Genomic DNA, 23,608 nt, shown 5'->3' with positions numbered 1-23,608 from the left:
ATTCGTTTGCCCGCCCGTTTTTTGCAACCTAGGCTTCGGCGGAACCCACTGACAACTGTTATTGGCTCCGCATTCGCTTTGACTTCACTTTCTCGAGCAATCCTGTGCAACTGCTGCGTCGTTTTTGGGCCCCTGTGATCATCCTGCTCATGGTAGCGATCCACGCTGCCGTGATTGGCTATGTTCGCAGTCGCGTGGCCCGGCTGAGCAACATGCAGAGCTCAGCAATCGAAATTGGGCACTTGCGATTCCAAAACCCCAACGTGCCCAACTGCACGTTTCAGTTTCAATTGCACGCGATCGTGGACCCATCCCGCCGTTTTCGTGGTGAAGAGCGTCTGAAGCTGAACCAGCTTCCCATCACCGAAGCCGCCGAACAAATGCTGCGACAAGTCGAAGCCACATGGCTGAACGACCCCGCCCAAAAAGAAATTCGCGAGCGGTTGATGGACGTCGTCCTGCAACACTTGGATGAACCGCTGGTTCAACGAGTCGTGATCACCGATTGGCTGTGTCTCCCCAGCCAATCCGTCCCCATGGACAGCTCCTTCACCACCGCCTCGCTGTAACCGCTCCGCGGTTCGGTCACGCAATGCCGACACCCCACAGTCGCAGAGCGACGGCAGCCGATAGCCTTGGGTTTCAACCCAAGGACCTCCAACGCCAATCAAACCTCCAAGTCGCAGAGCGACGACAGTTGGGGCGCGAGCTTCCAATCACCTGTCGCCACTGCGTGGCTTTCCGGATGGGAGCGGACCACTCGCAACCTCGGGTTGAAACCCGAGGCTGACAAATTGTCACCGCTCCGCGGTTCGGTCACGCAACGCCAACGCTCCACAGTCGCGGAGCGACGGCAGGCGATAGCCTTGGGTTTCAACCCAAGGACCTCCAACGCCAATCAAACCTCCAAGTCGCGGAGCGACGACAGTAGGGTTCGATCGGGGCTAAGCTCGCTCCGCCATCAAGGCATCGATCGTTCCGGTGCTGTCGGCGAAACGCGGCATCCGGATCCCCAACAAACGAGCTTGCGTCAACCACAGGTTGGCGAGCGGTGTTCCCTCGGGCAGGTTGATGTGACGTCCGGAAGCGACACGCTTTCCACCCCCGGCAACAACGATCGGCAAGTCGTTGTACTGGTGCGTTGATCCGTCCCCCAAACCCGATCCATAAGTGAACAAAGTGTTGTCAAGCAGTGTGGAACCATCGGCCTGCTCGATGGAATCCATCTTCTCCAACAACGCAACAAACTGCTCCATGTGGAAGCGATCGACCTTCAACAGATCATCGATCATCTTGGTTTGGTTGTGAGACATTTGATGGTGACTACGAGGCTTGTCGAACAAGCTTTCATACTTGAACGGGGTGTCCCATCGCTCGGGCCCCACCATGAAGGTGGTCACATTGGTCAACCCCGTTTGCAGAGCCACCACCATCAATTCGCCCATCAAACGGATGTATTCTCCACGCGGCAAATAGGCCTCGGGCGGCTCGTCCAACTGCACCCGGGAGAGCTGTGACTTCATGTTCTCCAGGCGGTCCATTTGCGTCTCGATGGATCGAATCGAATCGAAGTACTCGGCGAACTTGTGACGATCTTCGTATCCCAAGTGCATCCTCAAATCGCGAGCATCCTCGAGGACCAAATCCGTCACGTCTCGGTAGCGTTCAATCTCCTGGGTCGAAAACAGCCGATGATACATTTTGCGAGGATCGCGAATCGAAGGCGCCAAGTGCCCGGTGCCATACCACGAGATGTTGTCGAAGTAGATCGACTCTTTGTTGTCACGGTGGCTGTTGCAACTGAATTCCAGCGTTGGAAACGGTGTTTCAGTCCCGATGGCATCCGCCACCAAATGGTCCAGCGTTCGATCGAGCGGCCAAGCCGTTCCCTCCACCGTGTACGGCACCGCGCTGCTCAAGTAACACGACGCACACTGCGCGTGCACATCGGTCCCCTGCTGAAACGTCCGATCCATTCCCGTGATCAGATTGACTTTGTGTTTGAAGGGCTCCAAAGGTTCCAGCGTCGGCGTCAATCGCCCCAGCGGTTCGTCACTGGCGAACGGGTTCTGTTTCCCCAACGACTTCATCACGTTGCCGAGATTGCCTTGGGGGATCACATCCTCAGACTCCCCCGGAAAGAACCCGCGCCGGACAACTCCGATGGGCACATAAAAATGAGCCATCCGCAGCGGCACGTTGTTGGCCTGCCCCGCCATGGCAATGCTGGGCATCCAAGGCAGCGCCAAAGAAGCTCCGCCCAGCCCGCGAAGGAAACGACGTCGAGTGGTACGAATCATGGCCCTGAATTGCTCGCGACTTGCGGGAATGATTTGGTTTGAAAGGGTTCGCTCAAAACAACTTGCCGAAGCAAGGTGTGCATTTTGTAATCGTCTGCTGCGACGCTCGCCGTGATTTCATCCAACGCGACACGGTCAGCAGCACTCAAAGGCCGAGCCAACGCGAAACTTAGCAAATGCCCCGCCAGAGCCTCGGTGAATCGATCTTTCTCCGCCAACAACGCATCCTTGAACTCGATCACATTTTCGAAACGATGCTTGCGAAGCAGCGTTCCCGCCATATCGACCTCGCGACCGTTTTCGTATTGATCTCGCCAAACACCGATGGGATTGAAGTTCTCCAGTGCGAATCCCAAGGGGTCGATTTGTTCGTGACAGCCTTTGCAGTCGGACCGTTTGCGGTGCATCGAGAGTCGTTCCCGAAGCGTCAAATGCTCTTCGCCCTCCGCCGGCTTTTCGCCCAACGCAGGCACATCCGCAGGAGGTGGCTCGGGCGGGTTGTTGAAAATCACACCCGCCAACCAAGCCCCTCGGGTGATCGGCTGCGTGCGTTCTGGGCCCGACGTCATCGTCATCACGGCGGCGTTCGTGATCACACCACCGGTGCGTCGATCCTTGATCGGCAAACGGCGAAAGCGAACCACCTGGACCCCTCGGCCGTTTCGCTTGGGGTCAACTGCCAATTGACCGTAGGCATTCTCCAACAGATCGGATCGATAAGTGAAATCGGAATCGATCAATTGAGTGATCGGTTGATTCTCAATCAACACCGTCTCAAACAGCAACAGAGGTTCCAGCATCATGTGCATGCTGTCCCGGTACTTCAAGAAATAGAATTGCGGGAACTCATCGGGGTTGGGCACCGATGAAATGATGCGTTCGAGTTGCAGCCACTGCGAAGGGAAGCTGTCGCAAAATCGCTTGAGTTTGCGATCGCGAATCATGCGTTCGAATTGCTCCGTCAAAACATCCGGCTGATGCAACCGTCCTTCCGCAGCAAGGTCCAGCAACATTGAATCCGGAATGCTGCCCCACAAGAAGAACGACAAGCGAGACGCGAGTTCATAGTCGTCCACCGGCGAGGCCGTTTGCGACTCACTCGATGTGTCATACAGATAAAGAAAACGGGGCGAGGAAATCGCAGCCGCCGCGACCGCCTTCATGGCGACGGGAAAGGCGGTTCCCTGCTCGAGATTTCGCTGCACGAACTGGCAATAGCGGTCCAACAACGCATCACGGACCGGACGTCGAAACGCACGCGTCAAAAAGGGCTTCAACCGCTTTCGCACCACTCGATCAAGGTCCGCCCCGTCATCCGGGGCCGCGAAGAAGGACTTCCACACCCCGACGTTCTGGGGCTCGAAATCGGGGCTCTCGGTGATCGATTGCCCGAGCTTTAAAAAGGATTCCATCAACAACGGTGACAGCGACAGGTGGTCGGCTTGGTTGTCGTAACCGTGTTCAGCTCGCAAGTCTTGAGGGAACGCCGCGACGCCCGCCAACCGAGGCTCGATCATCTGAGACTTCCCCAGCGGCCGACTGCCCGCAAACACTTCGTCGGGCATCTTCCCCGAGGCCGGTTGAAAGTAACCACGGTGTTCTCGCAGCATGCGTTCCGGCAACGTGAACACAATGCATTTCAAATCAAACAGATCCACCACCGCGTTGTTGTACTGAAACCGATTCATCCGTCGGATCGGCGTGCGCGGATATTGCTTGGTCGCGGCAACTGCCGCGTGCAGAGTCGCTTGCAACTTGGCGAGTAATTCCTGGCGGGTTTCTGGCGGCAACTCCGGCTCATCCTCCGGCGGCATTTCCTCCAAGTCCAACACGTCGATCAGGCTTTGCAATCGATCCAGATCGTCGGCCACGTTGCCGTTGCTGAGTTCCGTCAAAGCCACATCACCGGCAGGTTCCTCCCCTGCGGCATGACACTTCACGCAGTGAGTTTGCAACACCACTTCCAGCGAAACGGACGGTTTCGTCAACGCGTCCGCAGCGGTTCGATCGGGTTCGGAGGCGGGTGTCGAAGCGACCGACAACACCGTCAACGCACCGATTGTCACGAATTCGGTGCATCTCAGCGGATGATTCCGCATGGGCCAGAGTCTTCCAGAAGGCAGGAAACGAAGATCGGGGAGGGGAAACACAGTGTACCAGAGCCAGTCACACACGTTTTTCAGATTTTTGTTGAGGGGATCTCCACCTTCACGACGCAGGAACCCCCGACACCCCAACCCCTGATCCAACCGCCGCCGAAATCCAACCGCCCCTCCAAAGCGAGAAGACCGATGAAACCCTCCATCATCCTGTCGATTCCGTTCCTGCTCGCTCTTGCGGCGTCCACCGTGAACGCCGCTTCCATCCCCAGCAACATGCCCGAAACGCGAGCGATCGACAGCGACTTGGCACGCATCGAGAGGGAATGCCAAGCCTTGCAAAACCGCCTCACTCAGCTGCGTCAACAAGTCAAAACGGCTCGCGATGGTGTCAGTCAGGCAATCGACGCGACCAAGGCCATCAAGGCCACCGACGAACGATTGCTCAAGCTGATCGACAATCTCAAGCCCTACACATCGGTTCCGAAGGTTCGCACCATCGCTCGCACGCTTCGCAAGAATCTGCAACGCGTCCAAGACCAGATCCATGCGTTGCGAAAGAAGACCGACAAAGCCGAAAAAGAAGTCCTGCGTCCCGCCAAAGACCGCCTGCGTGAACTGGAACAATCGATCCACGGTGGCGAAGCCAAACTGGCGAGTTACCGCAAGACGATCTCGGTCTGGCGACGCGATTTACAAACCAACGCCGCACGTGCCAACTCGATCCCCAGTGGAGCGGTCGCCTTCGATACGACCTCGCGACTGGCCCGGCCAACCGTTCGATCGATCACCAACGTTCTCTCTGACACACGTCAGTCGATCGATCGAGTGGGCGACAACCTGACCCAATGGAACGATCCCATCCGGGCTTTCATGACGATGGATCAATCGCTGAGCAACTTTGAAAAGAAATTGGCTCCCGCTGAAAAGACCGCTGCCAAGCTACAGAAAACCCTCGGCAAGAAACTCTCGATCAAAATCCCCTTCTCGAAGAAGTCCGTCTCCTTCAGCATTCGCGAAATTTTGGAAACGCCCGGCAAGGTCCTCGGTGTTGTGTTGAAGCCTCTTGAAAAGTTGGCCGACAAACTCCTCCAACCGGTCCTGAAAGAACTGAAGCTGGAAATCAAAGCTCCCAGTGGGATTGCCAACCTCAGCAGCAAACTGAACCAACTGCCTGCGATCGAAGCCTCGTTGCGACGCGAAGCCGATCAATTGCAGCAACAACTTACAACGCGGTTGCAACAGGCCATGCTGAACTGGAGTCGCGTTCAACCGGGGCTGCCGCGGCATTTGACATCGCAACCTCAACCACCGAATCGGCGCGTCGTTCAAGAACGCCCGGCACAAAATCCTCCCGGCTCGCGACCAGCCCCCGTTCGCGAACTGCCAGCGATGTTCCTCCAGTTCTAAGACGAAAACAGGTCAACGGCTGACAACGTTTGTGCTGCCCCATTCGCCTGAATGAAGGCAGCACTGGTTCGTGCCGTACCAAGACCAGGCAGTCAGTCGCCCCAGTCGTCAGCCGGTGCGGCTTTCGCATCATCTCTTCGACCGATTGGGCTGCGAACGGCGAGCAAGGTACGCAGCGTACTCTTCGACCGTGATGATTCCATCATGATCGACATCCGCGGATGCGGGACTCATCAACATCGGCTGCCACTCTTGCTCAACGAGCGAACCGGAACCGTCTTGGTCGTATCGGCCAATGATCCGCTCAGCGTACGCGAACATTTTGGGATCGATGTCCTTCCGATCCACCGAGTGCTTCGCCTGCGCACGTTTTGTCATCGCGATTGACAGATATTTCGACCACAGCAAGACGGTCCGTCCTCGCACCTCCGGACTGTCTGACTTTGAAAGTTCTTGCAAATGATCCATGTTCTCACGCAGGTCGATTTCGACCCAGTTCGCCAATTCGAGATAAAACACTGTCATCGGCCCATTCTCACTGAGTCGCGAAACGAGCTCTTTCTCAGCCAGCTCAGAGTGTTGATCCAAGATTTCGAGCGCCGGAGTGTTGTAGGATTCCCTCATCGAGAAGCCTTTGCCACGATCGACAAATCGGGCTTCCAAAAGATCCATGGCCGCAGCCACTTTGCGTTCCGGTGCCAGGTCGACTTGTGGGAGGTACATCACTGCTTGGCGACGCAACGCGACGTCTGGCGAATCGAGACACATCGAAACCGCTTCCCGAAACCGATCGAATTCGTTCGGCAGCGAAGCACAGGCGATCAACGCGTTGCGACGGATCGAGTTCGATGGGTCGCTGACGGCCATTTCGAAAAGCCGATCGACGATCTCACTGGGGAACTCCGGCGCATCCGCCTCGACGTTCTGCTCCGCGGGCTCCTGCCCCTGGATCCCATTGCTGGACGTGGAAAGAGCCACCACAAAAACGACGGTGCCGGCGATGAAGTGTTTCCACATGTCCAAGATCCCATGGGGCAAAAAAACGATCCATTGAGCCATCAGCTTATCCCATTTGAAATCGCAACGACTGGACAACCAACCGTGGTGAGGACAGGGGCTTGCTCGGATCGACTCGAATTTTCCTTGGTCAGCTCAACTTTCCCTGCTCGATTGGGAAGATCCTTCAACAGTGAGAAACACTGCTTTCAAACGAAATCGGGGTTCTTTTCCGCGTGGAAGTGACTCGCAAAAGCCCGTTTGGGAGTTTCCCCCCTCATCAGCTAGAATGATCGGGTGGTGCCCACGCGGTGCCTGAGATCAATTGGTCATGATGATTCGCAATACATTGGACTTTTGGATGACGGCATGACGGGGAAGACCATTCACGAACTGCTGGAATTGCCCGAGCACGTCACGTCGCCGCATGCTTACCAAGTCTTTGGGCTGAATCCGGGGGAGTCCAACGCTGCCACAATTCACGAAGCCATCGCGCAGCGCATCAACCAGCTGAAAACTGCCAAACCCGCGACGGCCCCTGAAACCTGGTCCCGGGCGGCTCAGGTCTTGCAAACCGCCCAAAGGACGCTGACGGATCCGAAAAAGAAAGCCAAACTGGACGCGCGGTTCGGCATCGTCTCGATGGACGCCTCCACTTCGACTGACGCATCCCCCGCCACTCCAACCGCCGCGACTGCGGCGCCGGTGGTGGATCCTTTGGCAGCGTTGCTGCCGACCGGCCCTTCGCCCAGCGCTGCGACGTCTCCACCGGCAAACTCACCACCGGCTGCCCCGACCAGCGTTCCCACTCCAGCGCCCGCCACCGAACCTGTGATCGCGGAAGTCGTGGAAGCCTCCGTTGTCGGCGGACCAATTGTCAGCGCTCCCGTGGTCGACCAGGTGAGCGTCACGCCGGGGCCGGCCTCTGCTGCCAACGTTGGCAACATTCCAACGACGCCCGCTTCTTCGCCCACACCATCTCAGACACCATTGGTCGTGCAGTCTCGATCGCCCTCCGCTGCTCGTGCGCGTCGCCGCCAGAACTCCGGCGGTTGGCTGATGGGCGGGTTTCTGTTGCTGGGTTTCGTGATCGTTGGATTCTTGGCCGCGTTCTTCTTTTGGGGACCAGGCGAAGTCCAAGTCGTTCGCAGCAACGATGGCATCACGATTCGAACCAAGAACGACAACGCGAATCGCCCCGGACAATCTCAATCAGCGGTCGTCGATCGAGCCGAACCAGCTCGGCAAGGCCAACCACCCAGCGACGGAATCATGAAACGACCGGGTGCCGGTCAAGCTGCCTCGGGAGACTCACTGGGCAACTTTTTGTCCAACCCCGATTCGATGCCCGACACATCCATGCCGGAGGCTGGGCCGACTCCTGGGAGGGGGATGCCAGCGGGCACAACCGACAACATGCAACCCGGTGGCCCCCAACCGGACACTAGCGGCATGTCCCCAGCCCCAACCCCCGGGATGCAGCCCCAAGGAATGCAGCCCGCCCCCGGGACACCAACACCTGATCCATCCCCACCGATGGGAACGACACCAGACTCATCCCCCGAGGCAACGCCAGAAAGCATTCAGGCAGGCGAAACCGCCATCACCGCCGCAGAAAACGCGATCCGCCAATCCGATTGGTCAACGATGAAGACCTTGGCGGAAACCGCTGAGAAAGCCGCGGCAAACCAGGAACAAGCGACGCTCGCTGAAACCGTTTTCCAAATCACGGACCTGGCAACGTACTATCGCGGCGGCGTATCTCGAGCGATGGCGAACCTGAACGCAGGCAACGAGTTCAACGTGACCGATGCGATTTCGCTGTTGGTGGTCGAAGCGAGCGCCGAGCAACTGATCGCTCGCCGAGGAGCCCGCAACTACACCTACCCGCTCAACGAAGTTCCGTTTGTGGTCTCCCAGGCATTGGCCGCTTTCCAATTGCCGATGGAATCCGAAACCGGGCAAGCCGCCCAGGCCGTCTACGAGTCGATCGCCTCCAAATCCACTCCCGAGGTCCGCTCGGACGCAGTCAGCATTTTGCGTTCGTTGCAAAACGTTGAAGGTGCCGACGTTCAACGGATCGCAGATTGGATTGAAACTCGATACACCCCTACCACTTCGCAGTGACCATCACCTTGAGTACCAAGCTAGCGTTCGCAATCGTTGCCGGGTGCTTCATCGCCGGCATGACTCCCGCTCAGGTTGCCTGGAGTGTTGAGCAAAAGCCGGCCACTCCGGACATGCCATCGCCCCAAACGGAGTTGCTCGCCGCGTCCGCATTTGATGATCGGGTCCAGACCACCCTGCGATGGTGGAGCGACCGCGATCAATGGCGATCGGATGTGATCCAGGCCACTCGCCATCCCGATCCCGAGATTGCAGACCGCGCCCGCTGGGTCCAATCGCAATGGCAGCGAGGAATCCTCACTGACACACCAACGAAACTGGTGGCCGTCCTGACGAAGGTCACTCCCGCCGAAGCGATCGAAGTGCTGCTCGAAGCGGGTCGTTTCGGCGCCGCCACCGTGGCGATCGAAGAAGCCTCGGGGACGATCGAATACGAGGCGATTCTTGCGCGAGTCTCGTTGGTCGTGGAATCTCGTTACCCGATCTACGCTCGAATCGCGATCCTGCAGGATTCGTTGCCGGACTTCATCGCGTTTCTCAACTTGGCTTCCGCCAACAAGAAAATGGCGTTGTGCCGCGACGACCTGCTTCGACGTCCTGGTGATTCGCCCACGCTTCCCGCCTCTGCGAAAAACTGGCGTGAGGACCAACGCGTCGAAGCGTTGTGCGTGATGCACTTGCTGCGAGGCAACCACGACGCCGCCGCAGAAATCGCCCAACAGCACGACGAACTGACCCAGCAAAAATCGGCCGACACCGACGAAACAAACTCTTCGCGGCACTCGCTCAATCGAGTCGTTCGGATGGTGACATCGGATTGGAAAGCGATCGCTGAAGAATCGGCCCAAGCAGCCAAGCGGCTCGAACAAGCGGCTCAAAAAGGATCTCCAGTCAGCAAGCTGAACGCTCGCGACGAAGCCATTCGGCATTGGTCCGACACGTTGATCGCCGCGACACGATCCGGCAACACATCGCTGCGTCAAGCAGCCATCGATGCCTTGACGCAAGACAGCACGGAAAGCTTGTCACCATCCTATGAAACGCTGCGTTGGCGATCGTTGTTGATCCACGGCGAAGTCGACACGGCGATCGACATCCTGGAAAAACAATCCCCGCGTGAGGCGGCCTCGATTGCGATCAAGACCTCTCGGCATGCACGTGGTTTGCAGTTGCTGGGCTTCGACGCAGAACAACTGGACACACACCTGGAACAATGGCTGGATGAAGCGATCGGGCAACAACGCAGTGTCCCGGAAAAGGAATTGACCTCCGGGGCAGAGGTCTCTCCCCAAGACAAGGTCTTGGATTGCCTTGCGTTGATGCGTGTGGCAATCGATGTGGGGCGGAACGACATCGCCTACCGGATCGCATCGCAACTCTCTGATTCCCGTCTGTATGTCAAAGCCAGTCCAGGCCGCGAATCCGTCCTGACTCGGCACTTCGTTTTGGCAACGTTGGCTGCCACCGCCAAAACCGACTGGATCTTCGAACTGGCTGCACCGGAAAAACCCAGCCTGCTGTCGCGTTTGTCGCTGCGATTGGTTTCGCGGGTGGTGGATCCAACCAGCGAAGAACTCCTGTATTACCTGAACTGGTTCCTCTTCCAACATCGCCCGGACTGGTCCACCGAGCAATGTTTCATCACAGCCTGCGAGATCGCGCGAGCCGACCCGAAAGACGTGCGCCGACATCGCCAATGGATCGATGTGCTTGGCGAGCACCTTCGTTCGGGGGAATCTGAAAGCGATCTCCAACTTCGCACCAAAGTGGATGAGTACACCTTGTCCGAATCGGACGTCCCTTCGTCCGAACAATGGAAACTGCTGTTCGAAGCACACGGACGCCCCGATCTTGTCCGAGCCATCGTTCGCGGCCAAGCGAGCAACGGCGATTTGCAGGCTCGACTGAACTTGCTCACCGATCGACATCGTGATGGATGGCATGCTCCCACCCCAGAAGACTTCGAAAGCATCTGGCAAGAACTGATCAGCGAACCGCAAACGGTCCTGAACGCAGGACTTCGAGATGACGCGATGGTTGGCTTTGAAATCGTCTTGCAGCAATTCTTGTTCGCCCAGCGTGATGGCGATCAACCACTGGCTGATCAACTTGGCGCACAACTGCGAGTCATGGCAGCTTCCCCATCGACCGACATGCGACAACAAATGGCGGACGCGTTGGCTGGCGCGGGCATGTGGGATCTCGCGGAAGACCTCTATCAATCGTTGCTGCTGGTCACCGCCTTCGAATCAGACGAAACGCTGGCGTTGATGGACATTGCCCGGTCCTACAACCGGTTTGTCTTGCGGCGCACCACGGCAACCTCCCCCGACGAAGGCAACGCTGCCGAAGCGGAACTGGAACGCCTGCCCTCCAGCGCCATTGAAAAACGCCAGCAAGCCATCCGTTGGTACGACCTCGGTTTCGCGGGAACCTTGGCAGCCTCCGACTATCAAGAGATCAACTACGTCACTCTGCCTCAGTTGATCTTGAGGAATCAACTGGAACTGATCCTGCAGTCCGATCAGCAGCAATTGACCTCGGACGAACAACAAGAAATCAAACGCCTCTTTGAGTTGCTGCTTCGCTTGGAACCCATCGACATCCACTCCGCGGAACTGATGCTGCCACGAATCAAGCAGCTTGGCATGACAGAATTGGCCGACGAATGGCTGCGCCGAATCGTGGACGCGGGCCAGCAACACGTGCGGCAATTCCCGCTCGATGCAACCGCCGCTAACAATGTGGCTTGGTGTGCCGTTCGCAACCAATCCCGATTGGACGACGCGCTCGGTCTGTCACGCCAAGCCGTTGCGATCGAACCGGACAGCGCCGTGTACCGAGACACACTCGCGGAAATCTTGGCCCAAAGAGGCGAAATCACCCAAGCTCTGCAGCTTGAACGAACCAGCCTCTTGGATGATCCGGGCCAATGGCACCTGCATCTGCAAATCGACCGCTTTGAGTCGATGCAGCAAGCTGAGTAGCGCCTCGCTCACCCAGTTGGGAAGCTGCGTCAATGGAGGCAAATGGTCAACGCTCGACTCCCCGAAACTTCGTTTCAGGAGAGGTGCAGCGTACGCTTCCGTCGGAAAAGACAGAAATGGAACGTGTCCTGGCTCACTTGCGACCGAACAACCGGCCCATGCCGAACTGGACGACATCCATCATGTCAAAGTCGCCGTCGCCGTCTTGGTCCAACATCCGGCCCAACATGCTGCCACCATCGGCCGATTGCTGAACCGACGCCTTTTCTTGCCGAAGCATGTCCCCCAAGCCATCGGGCGACAAACCCTTGGACTTTCGCTGCTGTCCCAGCACGCCCATCAGGACAGGCGCCAGCATCATCATCAACTTGGTCGATTGTCCCATCGAAAGACCGCTCGCTGCGCTGACACCATGTTCGACACGTTCTTTCTTGTTGCCCAGGATGTGATCCAAGATCGCGCCGCCAGCGGTGGTCTTGGACGTCACGCCTGCATTTTGGGTTGCCTCATCGGAACCAAACAATCCACTCAAATGATCCAGCACCGAACCGTCATGATCACGCTCCAACGCGTGATGCAATTGAGCCGTTTGAGTGGGATCGTCGGCTTGACGCGTCACCGCGCCCAGCAAGGTTGGCAAGGCGGCACTGACCGCATTCCGAACCGAAGACTCATCCGCGCCCAACGCTCGACTCAGACTTGAGATACGCTCGGGCGTCATTTGTCGACCGACTTGTTCCAACAATTCAGACATAGATCAATCCTAGAAATGGCAACGCGGTGAAGCACTTTTCACAACCCGAACGCGTCAGCGAGGGACCGAGATTGTTCGCGGAATCCCCCGCTGACCCATTCGGGTTTTGAATCAACTGCTCAACACGGTCAATGAACGCTTCACAGCGTTGCCCCAACGGGCTTTCGAAAAGAATGGATGGTGCGTGAACGATTGTATCGCTCGCCACACCACCTTGGCACCCGTCGCGATCCCCCCGTCGCGATCACCCCGTCGCGACCGCATCGCTCAAGCGATCCGAACTTCGCCGCACTCTTCGACGATGCCTCGAACAATGGCTCGCAACTTGGGCTCCGCGGCATTTGCCGTCGCAATGATCTCCGACACATCGGCCGGTTTCAGAGCGTCTGGCAAACACATGTCGGTGATCACGCTCAATCCAACCACTTTCATTCCGGCGTGCACGGCGACGATCGTTTCCGGAACGGTACTCATTCCAACGACATCGGCACCGATCTGACGGAGGTAGCGATATTCAGCGCGTGTTTCCAAGCACGGTCCCGCGACGGCCACAAAAACACCTTTGTGAGGATAGATCTCATTGCGTCGAGCGATGGCCAACGTGCGGTCGATCCAAGTTTGGTCGTAGGGTTCGCACATATCGGGAAAACGTGGCCCCAAGCGGTCGTCGTTGATCCCGATCAATGGATTGCCACCCATCAAGTTGATCTGGTCCTCGATCACCATGATGTCGCCGTTGTTGAAATAGGGGTTCATTCCCCCGCAAGCATTGCTGACGATCAGCAACTCGGCTCCCATCGCCTTGAAGACACGCACAGGCAACGTGATGTCTTTCAAGTCGTACCCTTCATAAAAGTGGAACCGACCCTCCATCGCTAACACCGGAACGCCACCCATGCGGCCGATAATCAGACGTCCCGCGTGGCTGGTTGCGGTGGACTTCAAAAAGTGCGGCACCTCCGAGTAATCCAGCGAGGCTTCGACTTCGATGTCCTCGACCAAACCGCCCAGTCCGGTCCCCAGGATGATGCCAACGCGCGGCGTGTCGCGGGTGTGACGACGGATTTCTGTGCAGGCTTCTTCAATTTTGTCGTGCAGATCGAGCATGGATCAGGTTGAGTTGGAGTGCCACCGATGATTGAAACTGCCGAACGTTGTATGTTACCAACCGCTTGGAATCCACTCGTCTGCTCGCAACATGATTCGTCGCATGCCTTCATCTTCTCCCACTCAAACATCCGCCACACCGTCTCCCGACGTGTTTGAAAAGCTGGCCACGTTCTATTTGGGACGCGAGTACGATCTCGCCAACGGCAAAGCACTCGACGATTTGCTGCTCTACGATGCGAAAGACCTGTGCACGCATGCGATGTGCGTGGGCATGACCGGCAGCGGAAAAACCGGCTTGTGCCTGTCCTTGCTGGAAGAAGCCGCGATCGACGGCATCCCAGCGATCTGCATCGATCCCAAAGGGGATTTGGCGAACCTGATGCTCGCCTTCCCCGACATGAAACCCGACGATTTCCTGCCCTGGCTGGAACAAGGCGAGGCGTCTCGCAAGGGCATGACGCTGGAGGAATACGCTGCGAAAACAGCCGAGACCTGGAAAAACGGCTTGGCCTCCTGGGGGCAATCCACCGACCGCGTCGCCCGCTTCAAAGCCGCCGCCGACGTCGCGATCTACACCCCCGGCAGCAACACCGGGATCCCGCTGACCGTCCTGAAGAGCTTCGACGCGCCACCCCCGGAGGTCCTGTCGGACACCGACGCGATGCGAGAACGTGTCACGGGTGCTGCCTCGGGATTGCTAACGCTGCTGGGGATGGAAGCGGACCCGCTGCTTTCACGCGAACACATTTTGATCAGCTCGATCTTGGACCATTGTTGGCGGGACGGACGCAGCGTCACGATCGGTGACTTGATCGGTTTGATCTCCGCACCACCGATCACCCGCGTCGGTGTGCTCGACCTCGACACCTTCATGCCGCCCAGCGAACGAGCCAAACTGGCGATGACGCTCAATAACTTGCTGGCGTCCCCCGCGTTCTCGTCGTGGCTGGAAGGGGAATCACTCTCGATCCCCGATTTGCTGTACACCAAAGAAGGCAAACCCAAACTCTCGATTCTTTCGATCGCACACCTCGGCGATCAAGAACGCATGTTCTTCGTCACCATCTTGCTCAACGAGATCGTCTCCTGGATGCGAACGCAAAGCGGCACCAGCTCACTGCGCGCGATGCTGTACATGGACGAGGTGGCTGGTTACTTCCCACCGGTCGCCAACCCGCCATCCAAACCACCGATGCTGACGCTGCTCAAACAAGCCCGAGCGTTTGGACTGGGAGTCACACTTGCGACTCAGAACCCAGTCGACCTGGACTACAAAGGCTTGTCCAACATCGGCACTTGGTTCCTCGGCCGCTTGCAAACCGAACGCGACAAAGCGAGGGTCCTGGATGGGCTGGAAGGAGCCGCTGCGCAATCAGGCAAACCCTTCAACAAAGCTGAGATGGAACAATTGCTCGCTTCACTGGGCAGCCGTGTGTTCCTGATGAACAACGTCCACGACGACGGGCCGACCGTGTTCCAAACTCGCTGGGCGATGTCGTTCCTGGCGGGCCCCTTGGCTCGCGACCAAATCGCCATGTTGATGGCCGACCGCAAGGCGGAACTGGCGGCCGAACAAGCCGGTCAACACGAATCGGTCTCCAATGAAGTCTCCTCGCCCAGCCGCCCGGTTTTGCCGACCGGAATCGGCGAAGCGTTCTTGGTTCCCATTCGGTACCCTGGCGGCGAGGGTCGCCGTGTTTACCGAGCGGCGTTGCTGGGCGAAGGCTCCATGCACTTCGTCCGCAGCAGCGCCGGCGTGGACGAATGGGTCGATGCCCGCCGAGTCTTGCGATGCGGCCAGGGCGTTCCCGAGGATGTGTGGGAATCCAGCGAACCTCTGGATGTCGACGCCGAATGGGTGTCCGATCCCGAGGAAGGTTTCGACTTCACCGATCTGCCCGACGACCTTCGCGGAGCCAGCAAACTGAAGTCGATTCAAAAGCGATTGAAAGACTATCTCTACCGCCATCATCCCATGGAGCTTTTCAAAAGCCCCGCCCTCGGTGAGTACGCCCCTGCAGGTGCCAATGAAGTCGAGGCACGACTGCACTTCCAACAAGCCGCTCGTGAAGAACGCGATTTGCAAACGGAAAAACTGCGAGACAAGTACGGCTCCAAGATGAAGTCACTCGAGAGCAAAATGCGAACGGCAGAGGAGCGAATTGCCCGTGAAGAAGGGCAATACGAATCGGCCAAGATGTCATCGTTGCTGTCCTTTGGCACCTCGCTGATCAGTGCCTTCATGGGACGCAAGATTGCCAGTCGAACGAACGTTTCCAAGATGTCGACGGCGGCACGTGGCGCGTCACGCGCCGCTCAACAACGCGGCGATGTCAAACGCGCCGAAGCGGCGCTGGAGCAACTGCACATCGACATGCAAGAACTCGAAGACGAACTGCGTCATGAGATCGATCAGCTCGGACAGGAATTCGACATCGAAAACCTGGAGCTCGAAACGGTGACGATCCCACCGCGAAAAAGCGACCTGAAGATCGGTGACCCCGTCATTCTGTGGACGCCCTGGCAAGTCGACTCCACCGGCGAAGCCACCGCGTTGTTTTAAGCACCCTGTTGAGCCCCGTTGACCGACATAACTCGTCGCTGGATTCGCCAGAATTCAGACGCACGGAAATCGGACGACTCCGCCTACCAACATTCGCACCATTCACCTCTCCTGAAACGAAGTTTGGGGAGTGGTCGAGCGACGCCGTTCAGGCGTCCGCGAGGGTGAGGGCCGAGCACGGGAAGCGGCGTGACGTTGCTTCCATCCGTGGAGCGGTGACAGACTCGCAACGGTGAGGTGGGTGCGCCGCCCAAGCATGCGATTGAAAAAGTGAAATTGACAATTTTAAATTGACAATTCGGCGTGGCTGATGGAATGGTGCATCGCACGATCGACGTCATCGATGTCGTCGAGCAGCACGACGCGAATGCTAGCAAGCGGAATTGGCTGCCAACAAGGCTTGGCCCTGGAGGGCTGCCCGACGGAACAGTTGAGGACAACTGTTCTACTCTGATGCTCTGCTTCTCCTTGATTCGCTCGACGACCGCTTCTGAAAAGAGGTTTGGGTCGAGCGAAGCGAGGGGCAGCATAAGCTCGAGCACTTATGCATTCACGGCGGGGACCGCCGTGCTACAGGATTTGCTTGATCAGCAAACATCGAAGGCTGCGATTGCGGCCGAAACAGCCTTCTGATCAGCGACCGTAGTGGATATGAAATCCATTGCTGTGACCGTGACGAGGCGGTGCACGGTAGACGGGGCGAGCACGATAAACCGGCGCCGGCTGAACGTACACGCGGGGAGCGGGCACATAAACCGGCGTTTCAACCACCGTGGGTGCTCGGGACATGATCTGGTCACCGACAGGGGCGTTCTGCATCGCTGAGATCACGACTTCGCTGACACCTTGCTGGTGCAACGTGATGATGTCTGAAACGACGGGGCGTCGCTGCACACCGCGGGACGCGATTTGATTCAGCATCACCCCTTCGCTGACTCCACTGCGGCTCATCGCAACAACATCGTTGAACGAGACCGCCCCGGCGGGAACCGGTGCAGGCGTGTAAGCGGGAGTGGTTTGGGCGTAGGTGGATTGCCCATAGTACTGTTGAGCTCGCAGCTCCTTGTCCTTCGCGTTGCCCAGCACCCCACCAGCGACCGCGCCGACGGCGCCACCGATGGCGGCTCCCGCTCCCGCTTCGCCGTTGTTGTCTCCGATGATCGCGCCCGCGATCGCACCCGTGATGCCGCCCCAAGTTGCCCCGCGTTGGGTATTGGCTTGAGCCATGGCACTGTGGGGGGAGAAGACCCCCGATGCCAACAGGGCGGCACCGGCGAGAATCAAACGGACGCAAAAGTTGAATTGGGTTTTCATATTCAATGCCACCTCAAACGGGGCAAACGAAGGGAACGCGAACGGAAAAATTTTGCTCGCCTCGGCTGCGACAGAGACCATCCATCGACCATCTATGCTTTTAGATCGGCAATCCCTTCAACGACAACGCCAATTTTTTGTATCCCCTCACTCAACCGCGCGCAATCACCCGTGAAACTGCTCTGTGAAACCGCGTGACGAAACTCTGCCGCGCATTCATCCCCGCAGCGCCTTGGCCAGCGGGCAGCCGACCATCGCGTTTTCCTCGCCCGAGCGATACTTCTGCAGCAACTCGCGAGATTTCGCGGCCAGTTCGCGACGCACCTCCCGGCGGCGGCCTTTGACGCGTTCGATTTTCATGTTGTCGTAAGCCGTCGTTTGATGACGCATCCAAGCGATCACGGCGGATTCAGCTCGACGCTCGATCGGGATCCGTTCCGTACGTGCCACCGTGCCACTGCCGACCGGAGTCGCGTGCTCGGTGACCGCCTTGGCGAGGTGCTTGGCAACAGCGGAGTAATCCGGTGCAAATTTCAAGAAGTCATCGACAGCTTGGAAGAAATCCTCGACGTACTCGCCTTGCTTCTCGTCTCGCCGCTTCTTCGCGGCAGCCTGTTTCTTGGCGTACCCTGCCGTCGACCGAGTTGCTTCCATCGATGCTTTTGCATCTGCGATCTGCTTCGCGTCCGCCCACAGCCCCTGCGAAAATTCTCGTCGGCCCTTTTTCTCTTTGACCGTCCAAGTCGGCCCAGCGGCCTTCACCCGGCGAGTCACACCGGCATCGCCTGGCGGCAACAACTCCCACCCGCTCGGGACGTGGCAGACTTCTCCCGAGGGCAAACGCACGGATCGCTCGGTTGGACCAGGGGAACCCGTCAATGTTTCAGTGGATCGATCCGCCATCGTCGTCTCTGAATGGGGTGAAGAGTATTGCGTGCAGATTCACTTGCAAATTTCATAGTCACCTCTCCCCCAATTTTGTTGGGGGAGAGGTCGAACGGAGCGTTCAGCGACGTTCGGGTGAGGGGGCCAACGCTCCAAAGTCCCAAGCAACTCCCAAACTCCACTCGACCGCTCACATAAGCAATCGAACAGAGACGACCTGACTCCCACGACTCTCAATATCGGCACGCAACCCGCAACGCCACACCCCAGTCCCGACACATCGATTTCCGATACAACCGTCATAGCCTCCCACCCAAACTGGCATCGGCTTCCAGCCTGTGAGGAAGCACAGACTGGAGGCGGGGAAACACAGGCTGGAAGCCGATGCCCCTGGAAGCCAGCCCCAACGGTGTCCCCAAATTGGGCTACAATGACGCCAAGCTCGATCCACGATCAGGCTCTGGCTGGGCTGATAGTAATGTGCTTCGTCGAGTTTTAGCCCATCCGAGGCGAACGCTGACAACTCGGAGAGTTGTGCGACAATGTCGCTCGATTCTCCGAATCGTGAGCGCAAATTGCGTTTCGCTTTGCCAGTGCGAAACAGCCCAAGCCTTTCAGTCGAAGTGATTTTCGTCAGCCCAGGCTCTGCCCCCTCTCTCTGCTAGACAACGTGTGCCGTCAAATGATGCGATCTCATAGCCTTGTCTCATCGCCCCCGCGTGCGTCATTGAACCTGGTGACAACGGCCCTGCTGTTGCTTGCAACAATTGCCTCGTTCGCGAACCAACCGACTCTGGCCACAGAGGAACCCTCGCCGACAGCATCACGCCCCAACGTTTTGTTGTTCCTGGTTGATGATCTGGGATGGGCGGACTTGGGATGTTATGGCAGCACCTATCACGAGACCCCACAAATCGATGCGTTGGCAGCATCGGGAACTCGATTCACCAACGCCTACGCCGCCTGCCCCGTGTGCTCTCCCACGCGAGCCAGCATCATGACGGGACGCCACCCGGTGCGTGTTGACATCACCGACTGGATCCCCGGCATGTCGACCGACCGAGCCCAGAACCCGCGGTTCCAACACGTTGATGACCGAGACAGCCTGGCCTTGGACGAAGTCACGCTCGCCGAACATTTGCGAAACGCCGCCGATTACCAAACGTTCTTTTTGGGCAAATGGCACCTGGGCGACGTCGGGCATCTGCCCACCGACCAAGGGTTCCAAGTCAACATCGGCGGCGGTCACAAAGGCTCACCACCGGGCGGTTATTACTCGCCTTGGAAGAACCCGTACCTGAAGGCAAAGCACGATGGAGAATACCTGACAACTCGCTTGACCGACGAAGCCATCTCCCTGGTCGACACCGCGTCTCGTGAAGACAAACCGTTCTTCATGATGATGAGTTACTACAACGTTCACTCGCCCATCACCCCTGACAAGCGGACCATCGATCACTTCCAAGAGAAGCAAGCGAACACCCCTGAACTTCAAGGCGACACACCGACCCTGGCCGAGCGTGAGGCTGTTACCCGTGGCCGCCAAGACAACCCGGCCTACGCGTCCATGGTGACCGCCGTCGACACCAGCGTCGGTCGCATCTTGAAAGCGTTGAAGGAACACGGCGTCGATGACAACACCCTGGTCGTGTTCTTCTCCGACAACGGCGGCCTGTCCACGCTTCGCAAATTCGGTCCCACTTGCAACTCACCCCTGCGAGCCGGCAAGGGTTGGTTGTACGAGGGCGGCATCCGCGAACCGCTGCTGGTTCGTCTGCCCCAAACAATGTCCGGCCCAGCAACGACCAAGGCAGGTTCCCTCCAACCGAAGGTCGTCGACTCGATCGCATGCAGCACCGATTTATTCCCGACCATCCTCGATGTGGTCGGATTGCCACTTCACCCCGAATTGCACGCCGACGGCATCAGCTTGCTCCCCACGATCACTGGCAAAGCAACCACCCCTGATTCCTCGCCGCGCGACCTGCACTGGCATTACCCGCACTACCATGGTTCGCTGTGGCGTCCAGGTGCCGCGATCCGACGAGGCAACTACAAATTGATTGAGTTCTACGAAACCGACACCGCAGAACTGTATGATCTATCGGTCGACATCGGCGAAACCACCGACCTGTCGCAAACCGAACCTGAACGCTTCGCTGAACTGCGTGACGCACTTCGGCAATGGCAAACGGAAATGGGGGCCAAAATGCCCGTTCCCAACCCAAACTTCCACTCTTCGAACTGACACAGAAGCTTATGAGCACCACCGTCGATGCGATGCGAGCCGACGCGGAACAATTTCGTCAGCGATACGTCGCGGTCCGTGAAATGATTGGTCGCGTGATCGTGGGTCACGATGAGATTGTCAGTGGGGTTTTGACATCGATGCTTTGCGGTGGTCACTGCTTGCTCGAAGGCGTTCCGGGACTCGGCAAAACGATGCTGGTCCGGACCTTGGCCGAAGTCATGGAACTGCAGTTCAATCGCATTCAGTTCACACCGGACCTGATGCCCGCCGACATCCTGGGCACCAACATGGTGGTGGAAGACGAATCCGGTCGACGGAAATTTGAGTTCCAAAAGGGCCCCGTCTTCACCCAAATCTTGCTGGCGGACGAAATCAACCGAGCGACGCCAAAGACGCAGTCGGCGATGCTGGAAACCATGCAGGAAGGCACCGTGACCGCGGGCGGGCATCGCTACACGCTCGCCCAACCGTTCTTTGTGTTGGCCACGCAAAACCCGATCGAGCAAGAAGGCACCTACCCGCTGCCCGAAGCACAGATGGACCGGTTCCTGTTCAAGTTGGTGGTCGGCTACAGCAACCGGGACGAACTGGCGACGATCGTGGACCGCACCACACGAGGCGAGCGCCCGGAAATCGAAAAGGTCATGGACGGCGAAGAAATCCAACGCTGGCAAAAGTTGGTGCGTGAGGTCATCCTCGCCCCCCACGTCCAGGATTACCTGGTGCGGCTGACCATGGCGACTCACCCCGAGGGGCCCTACAGCGTGCCGATCACCAACGAATACGTGCGTTGGGGCAGCAGCCCACGTGGTGCCCAAACCCTCGCTTTGACTGCGAAAGTGCAGGCTTTGCTGGACGGTCGGTTCAATGTTTCCTTCGAAGACATCCGGCGAATGTTCTTGCCCGCGATGCGTCACCGGGTGCTGCTGAATTTCGAAGCCCAAGCCGAGGGCATCGACACAGACCGCGTTTTGCTGGAAATTCTGGAGAAGGTTCCAGAAAAGGGCGATTGATCGGTGCTCGCATCCGTCTCACAATCCCGCCCCCACTTTTCAATTTCATTCTTCAACTTCTGCATTCTGCCTGATGGCTTCGCATTCCTCGACGATTAAGTTTTCCAGCGTCCTGTTGCGTACGTTGCACAACACATTGCAACAACGCACCGATTTGGAGAGTCAGCTACGACGCGGCCCGCTTCAAATCAAGGCCGTCCAATCGATGGTCGATGAGGCTCAAGCCAAGGTGAACGCCGCCGCCAAAACGTTGAAAAAAACCCGCATGACCGCGGATGAGAAGCAACTGCAACTGCAGTCCCGCGAAGCTCATGTGAACAACCTGCAGGGCAAACTGAACACGGCAGCCTCCAACAAAGAATTCTCGCTGCTGAAAGATCAAATCGCCGCCGACGAACAAGCCAACAGTGTTCAAAGCGATGAAATCCTGGAAGTGCTCGAACGAATCGACTCCTGTGAGGCGGACCTGAATCGGTCCCAGAAAAAACTCGAACAGGCCCAGGCAGACCAAATCAAACGCTTGAAAGAAATTGAGGCCCGGCTCGAACAAGTTCGCCAAGATCTCGCTCGCATCAATGAACAACTCGCCGTGCACGAAGCCGACATCCCCGCGGCGGTGAAAGAGGATTATCGGCGACTGGTGGATGCCCGAGGCGACGAGGCAATGGCACCGATCGAACAGGACTCGTGCGGGGGTTGCTACCAAACCTTGACCACGCAAGTCCTCAATCAAGTGATGCTGTCGACCCTGACGCATTGCCCCAACTGCAACGCCTATCTGTACCAGGCCTGATGGGCCCTGAGACGACCCACGATTCGCAATCGGCGTCCCCCACGCCAATCATTGGCGTCATCGGCCCCCCGTGCAGTGGCAAATCAACCGTCGCCCGCCACCTGGAATCCTTGGGGGGCGTTTGGCTGAACGCCGATGAAATCGCCAAAAGCCAACTTCACCAACCCGATGTCATCGCAGAGCTGAAGCTCTTGTTCGGCGACTCGATCCAAACATCCGACGGTTCCCTTTCGCGAGAACGTTTGGCCGACCTGGTCTTCGGGGACGACGAAACCTCGTTGGCCCGCCTGCGACAACTCGAGGGTGTGCTGCACCCGCGAACGCGAACGATTCTGCAATCGCGAATTGCCGATGCGAAGACGGAGGGACAACCGTTTGTGATCCTCGATGTCCCGTTGCTTTTGGAAAGCGGTTACGGGGATACCTGCGACGAAGTTTGGTGCCTGCAAGTCGATCCAGAACGGCACCTGGAGTTACTCCGGTCACGTGGTTGGGACCAGACCGAACTGGAACGGCGAACCGCCCGGCAGTGGTCCTGGGAACGCAAACGAGCAGCCAGCAATCGCGTGCTGTCGAACAATGGCACCGAGGCCGACCTCCGTCGACTGGTGGAGTCCGAACTGGCGGTCCTTCAACATCGAGACGGAGGGTAGCCACAACCCAGGGTAGTGGACGAGGTCACGAGTCCTTTGCAGCGGTCGAGAAACGAGGGACTTGCAGCCTCGTCCACCACCACGGCCCCTCATTTTGGGCGTTGACGCACCACTGGCGTATGCCTTCGCTCCAACTGACCTGGTCGCGGCGCCGAGGGCTTGCCTCACCCGATTCGCCGGGTTTTCTTTCGCAGCCTGCGTGTTTGAAACGATTCAACCTTCGCTCCCCCGACTGACCCCGGGTGCCCGACGGGACAGTCTCTTCGTGTGCTCCCGCACCACAACGCGACCGAACACACCGCCAACCAGCAACAGAGAGGCAATCCCCCGCGTTAGACAGTTCATCCACCGGT

At 58.0% G+C, this 23,608-nt stretch carries 16 protein-coding genes; 9 read left to right on the top strand and 7 right to left on the bottom strand.

Features of this window, described 5'->3' with window-relative positions; genetic code table 11:
- Positions 1–149: 149 nt before the first annotated feature.
- Positions 150–569: a hypothetical protein gene (locus PSR62_RS10430; RefSeq protein ID WP_274407694.1), complete on the top strand. Its 420-nt coding sequence runs from the start codon at positions 150–152 to the stop codon at positions 567–569.
- 375 nt (positions 570–944) lie between these two features.
- Here the strand turns inward: PSR62_RS10430 and PSR62_RS10425 are convergent, their stop codons facing one another.
- The gene (locus PSR62_RS10425; RefSeq protein ID WP_274407693.1) at positions 945–2,300 is read right to left on the bottom strand and encodes a DUF1552 domain-containing protein; all 1,356 of its coding nucleotides are present in this window, start codon (positions 2,298–2,300) and stop codon (positions 945–947) included.
- Entirely contained in the window at positions 2,297–4,399 is a 2,103-nt protein-coding gene (locus tag PSR62_RS10420) for a DUF1592 domain-containing protein (RefSeq protein WP_274407692.1), read from the bottom strand. Before PSR62_RS10420 ends, PSR62_RS10425 begins: the two co-directional genes overlap by 4 nt.
- A 192-nt stretch (positions 4,400–4,591) precedes the next feature.
- On the opposite strand from PSR62_RS10420, the gene PSR62_RS10415 reads away from it, so the two are divergent.
- A complete protein-coding gene (locus PSR62_RS10415; RefSeq protein WP_274407691.1) occupies positions 4,592–5,809 on the top strand; it encodes a hypothetical protein in 1,218 nt (405 codons plus the stop codon).
- Positions 5,810–5,938: 129 nt separating this feature from the next.
- Here the strand turns inward: PSR62_RS10415 and PSR62_RS10410 are convergent, their stop codons facing one another.
- Complete coding sequence (locus PSR62_RS10410; protein ID WP_274407690.1) at positions 5,939–6,868, bottom strand: HEAT repeat domain-containing protein; 930 nt, start codon at positions 6,866–6,868, stop codon at positions 5,939–5,941.
- Between the two features lie 306 nt (positions 6,869–7,174).
- On the opposite strand from PSR62_RS10410, the gene PSR62_RS10405 reads away from it, so the two are divergent.
- Positions 7,175–8,932, top strand: coding sequence for a hypothetical protein (locus tag PSR62_RS10405; protein ID WP_274407689.1), 1,758 nt, complete (start codon positions 7,175–7,177; stop codon positions 8,930–8,932).
- Between the two features lie 8 nt (positions 8,933–8,940).
- Positions 8,941–11,919, top strand: a complete 2,979-nt coding sequence (locus PSR62_RS10400; RefSeq protein ID WP_274407688.1) for a GlcNAc transferase — start codon at positions 8,941–8,943, stop codon at positions 11,917–11,919.
- A 133-nt stretch (positions 11,920–12,052) separates the two neighbouring features.
- Here the strand turns inward: PSR62_RS10400 and PSR62_RS10395 are convergent, their stop codons facing one another.
- Both PSR62_RS10395 and PSR62_RS10390 read right to left on the bottom strand, forming a co-directional pair.
- The gene (locus PSR62_RS10395) at positions 12,053–12,673 is read right to left on the bottom strand and encodes a DUF937 domain-containing protein (protein WP_274407687.1); all 621 of its coding nucleotides are present in this window, start codon (positions 12,671–12,673) and stop codon (positions 12,053–12,055) included.
- 267 nt (positions 12,674–12,940) lie between these two features.
- Positions 12,941–13,780: a purine-nucleoside phosphorylase gene (locus tag PSR62_RS10390; RefSeq protein ID WP_274407686.1), complete on the bottom strand. Its 840-nt coding sequence runs from the start codon at positions 13,778–13,780 to the stop codon at positions 12,941–12,943.
- Between the two features lie 103 nt (positions 13,781–13,883).
- Between PSR62_RS10390 and PSR62_RS10385 the strand changes: the two genes are divergently transcribed.
- Positions 13,884–16,346, top strand: coding sequence for an ATP-binding protein (locus PSR62_RS10385; RefSeq protein WP_274407685.1), 2,463 nt, complete (start codon positions 13,884–13,886; stop codon positions 16,344–16,346).
- 633 nt (positions 16,347–16,979) lie between these two features.
- Here PSR62_RS10385 and PSR62_RS10380 read toward each other — a convergent pair.
- Both PSR62_RS10380 and PSR62_RS10375 read right to left on the bottom strand, forming a co-directional pair.
- Entirely contained in the window at positions 16,980–17,660 is a 681-nt protein-coding gene (locus PSR62_RS10380; RefSeq protein WP_274408203.1) for a glycine zipper domain-containing protein, read from the bottom strand.
- A gap of 216 nt (positions 17,661–17,876) precedes the next feature.
- Positions 17,877–18,563: a DUF2293 domain-containing protein gene (locus tag PSR62_RS10375; protein WP_274407684.1), complete on the bottom strand. Its 687-nt coding sequence runs from the start codon at positions 18,561–18,563 to the stop codon at positions 17,877–17,879.
- 664 nt (positions 18,564–19,227) lie between these two features.
- On the opposite strand from PSR62_RS10375, the gene PSR62_RS10370 reads away from it, so the two are divergent.
- The 4 genes from PSR62_RS10370 (at position 19,228) to coaE (ending at position 23,255) form a co-directional block, all read left to right on the top strand.
- Complete coding sequence (locus PSR62_RS10370) at positions 19,228–20,793, top strand: sulfatase (RefSeq protein WP_338020156.1); 1,566 nt, start codon at positions 19,228–19,230, stop codon at positions 20,791–20,793.
- Positions 20,794–20,804: 11 nt separating this feature from the next.
- On the top strand, positions 20,805–21,809 hold the full coding sequence (locus tag PSR62_RS10365) for an AAA family ATPase (RefSeq protein ID WP_274407682.1): 1,005 nt from the start codon (positions 20,805–20,807) through the stop codon (positions 21,807–21,809).
- A gap of 73 nt (positions 21,810–21,882) precedes the next feature.
- Entirely contained in the window at positions 21,883–22,602 is a 720-nt protein-coding gene (locus PSR62_RS10360; RefSeq protein WP_274407681.1) for a zinc ribbon domain-containing protein, read from the top strand.
- Complete coding sequence (coaE, locus tag PSR62_RS10355; protein WP_274407680.1) at positions 22,602–23,255, top strand: dephospho-CoA kinase; 654 nt, start codon at positions 22,602–22,604, stop codon at positions 23,253–23,255. Before PSR62_RS10360 ends, coaE begins: the two co-directional genes overlap by 1 nt.
- Positions 23,256–23,608 lie beyond the last annotated feature (353 nt).

It is taken from the genome of Rhodopirellula sp. P2 (assembly GCF_028768465.1).
In the GTDB taxonomy this organism is placed as follows: Bacteria; Planctomycetota; Planctomycetia; order Pirellulales; family Pirellulaceae; genus Rhodopirellula.
Note: the sequence above shows the minus strand (reverse complement) of the source record. Positions and strands in the feature narration are given on the sequence as shown.

Coding starts and splice junctions, on each gene's coding strand:
- PSR62_RS10430 (WP_274407694.1), top strand. CDS start 150: ATGGTAGCGATCCACGCTGCCGTGATTGGCTATGTTCGCAGTCGCGTG.
- PSR62_RS10425 (WP_274407693.1), bottom strand. CDS start 2,300: ATGATTCGTACCACTCGACGTCGTTTCCTTCGCGGGCTGGGCGGAGCT.
- PSR62_RS10420 (WP_274407692.1), bottom strand. CDS start 4,399: ATGCGGAATCATCCGCTGAGATGCACCGAATTCGTGACAATCGGTGCG.
- PSR62_RS10415 (WP_274407691.1), top strand. CDS start 4,592: ATGAAACCCTCCATCATCCTGTCGATTCCGTTCCTGCTCGCTCTTGCG.
- PSR62_RS10410 (WP_274407690.1), bottom strand. CDS start 6,868: ATGGCTCAATGGATCGTTTTTTTGCCCCATGGGATCTTGGACATGTGG.
- PSR62_RS10405 (WP_274407689.1), top strand. CDS start 7,175: ATGACGGGGAAGACCATTCACGAACTGCTGGAATTGCCCGAGCACGTC.
- PSR62_RS10395 (WP_274407687.1), bottom strand. CDS start 12,673: ATGTCTGAATTGTTGGAACAAGTCGGTCGACAAATGACGCCCGAGCGT.
- PSR62_RS10390 (WP_274407686.1), bottom strand. CDS start 13,780: ATGCTCGATCTGCACGACAAAATTGAAGAAGCCTGCACAGAAATCCGT.
- PSR62_RS10385 (WP_274407685.1), top strand. CDS start 13,884: ATGCCTTCATCTTCTCCCACTCAAACATCCGCCACACCGTCTCCCGAC.
- PSR62_RS10380 (WP_274408203.1), bottom strand. CDS start 17,660: ATGAAAACCCAATTCAACTTTTGCGTCCGTTTGATTCTCGCCGGTGCC.
- PSR62_RS10375 (WP_274407684.1), bottom strand. CDS start 18,563: ATGGCGGATCGATCCACTGAAACATTGACGGGTTCCCCTGGTCCAACC.
- PSR62_RS10370 (WP_338020156.1), top strand. CDS start 19,228: ATGATGCGATCTCATAGCCTTGTCTCATCGCCCCCGCGTGCGTCATTG.
- PSR62_RS10365 (WP_274407682.1), top strand. CDS start 20,805: ATGAGCACCACCGTCGATGCGATGCGAGCCGACGCGGAACAATTTCGT.
- PSR62_RS10360 (WP_274407681.1), top strand. CDS start 21,883: ATGGCTTCGCATTCCTCGACGATTAAGTTTTCCAGCGTCCTGTTGCGT.
- coaE (WP_274407680.1), top strand. CDS start 22,602: ATGGGCCCTGAGACGACCCACGATTCGCAATCGGCGTCCCCCACGCCA.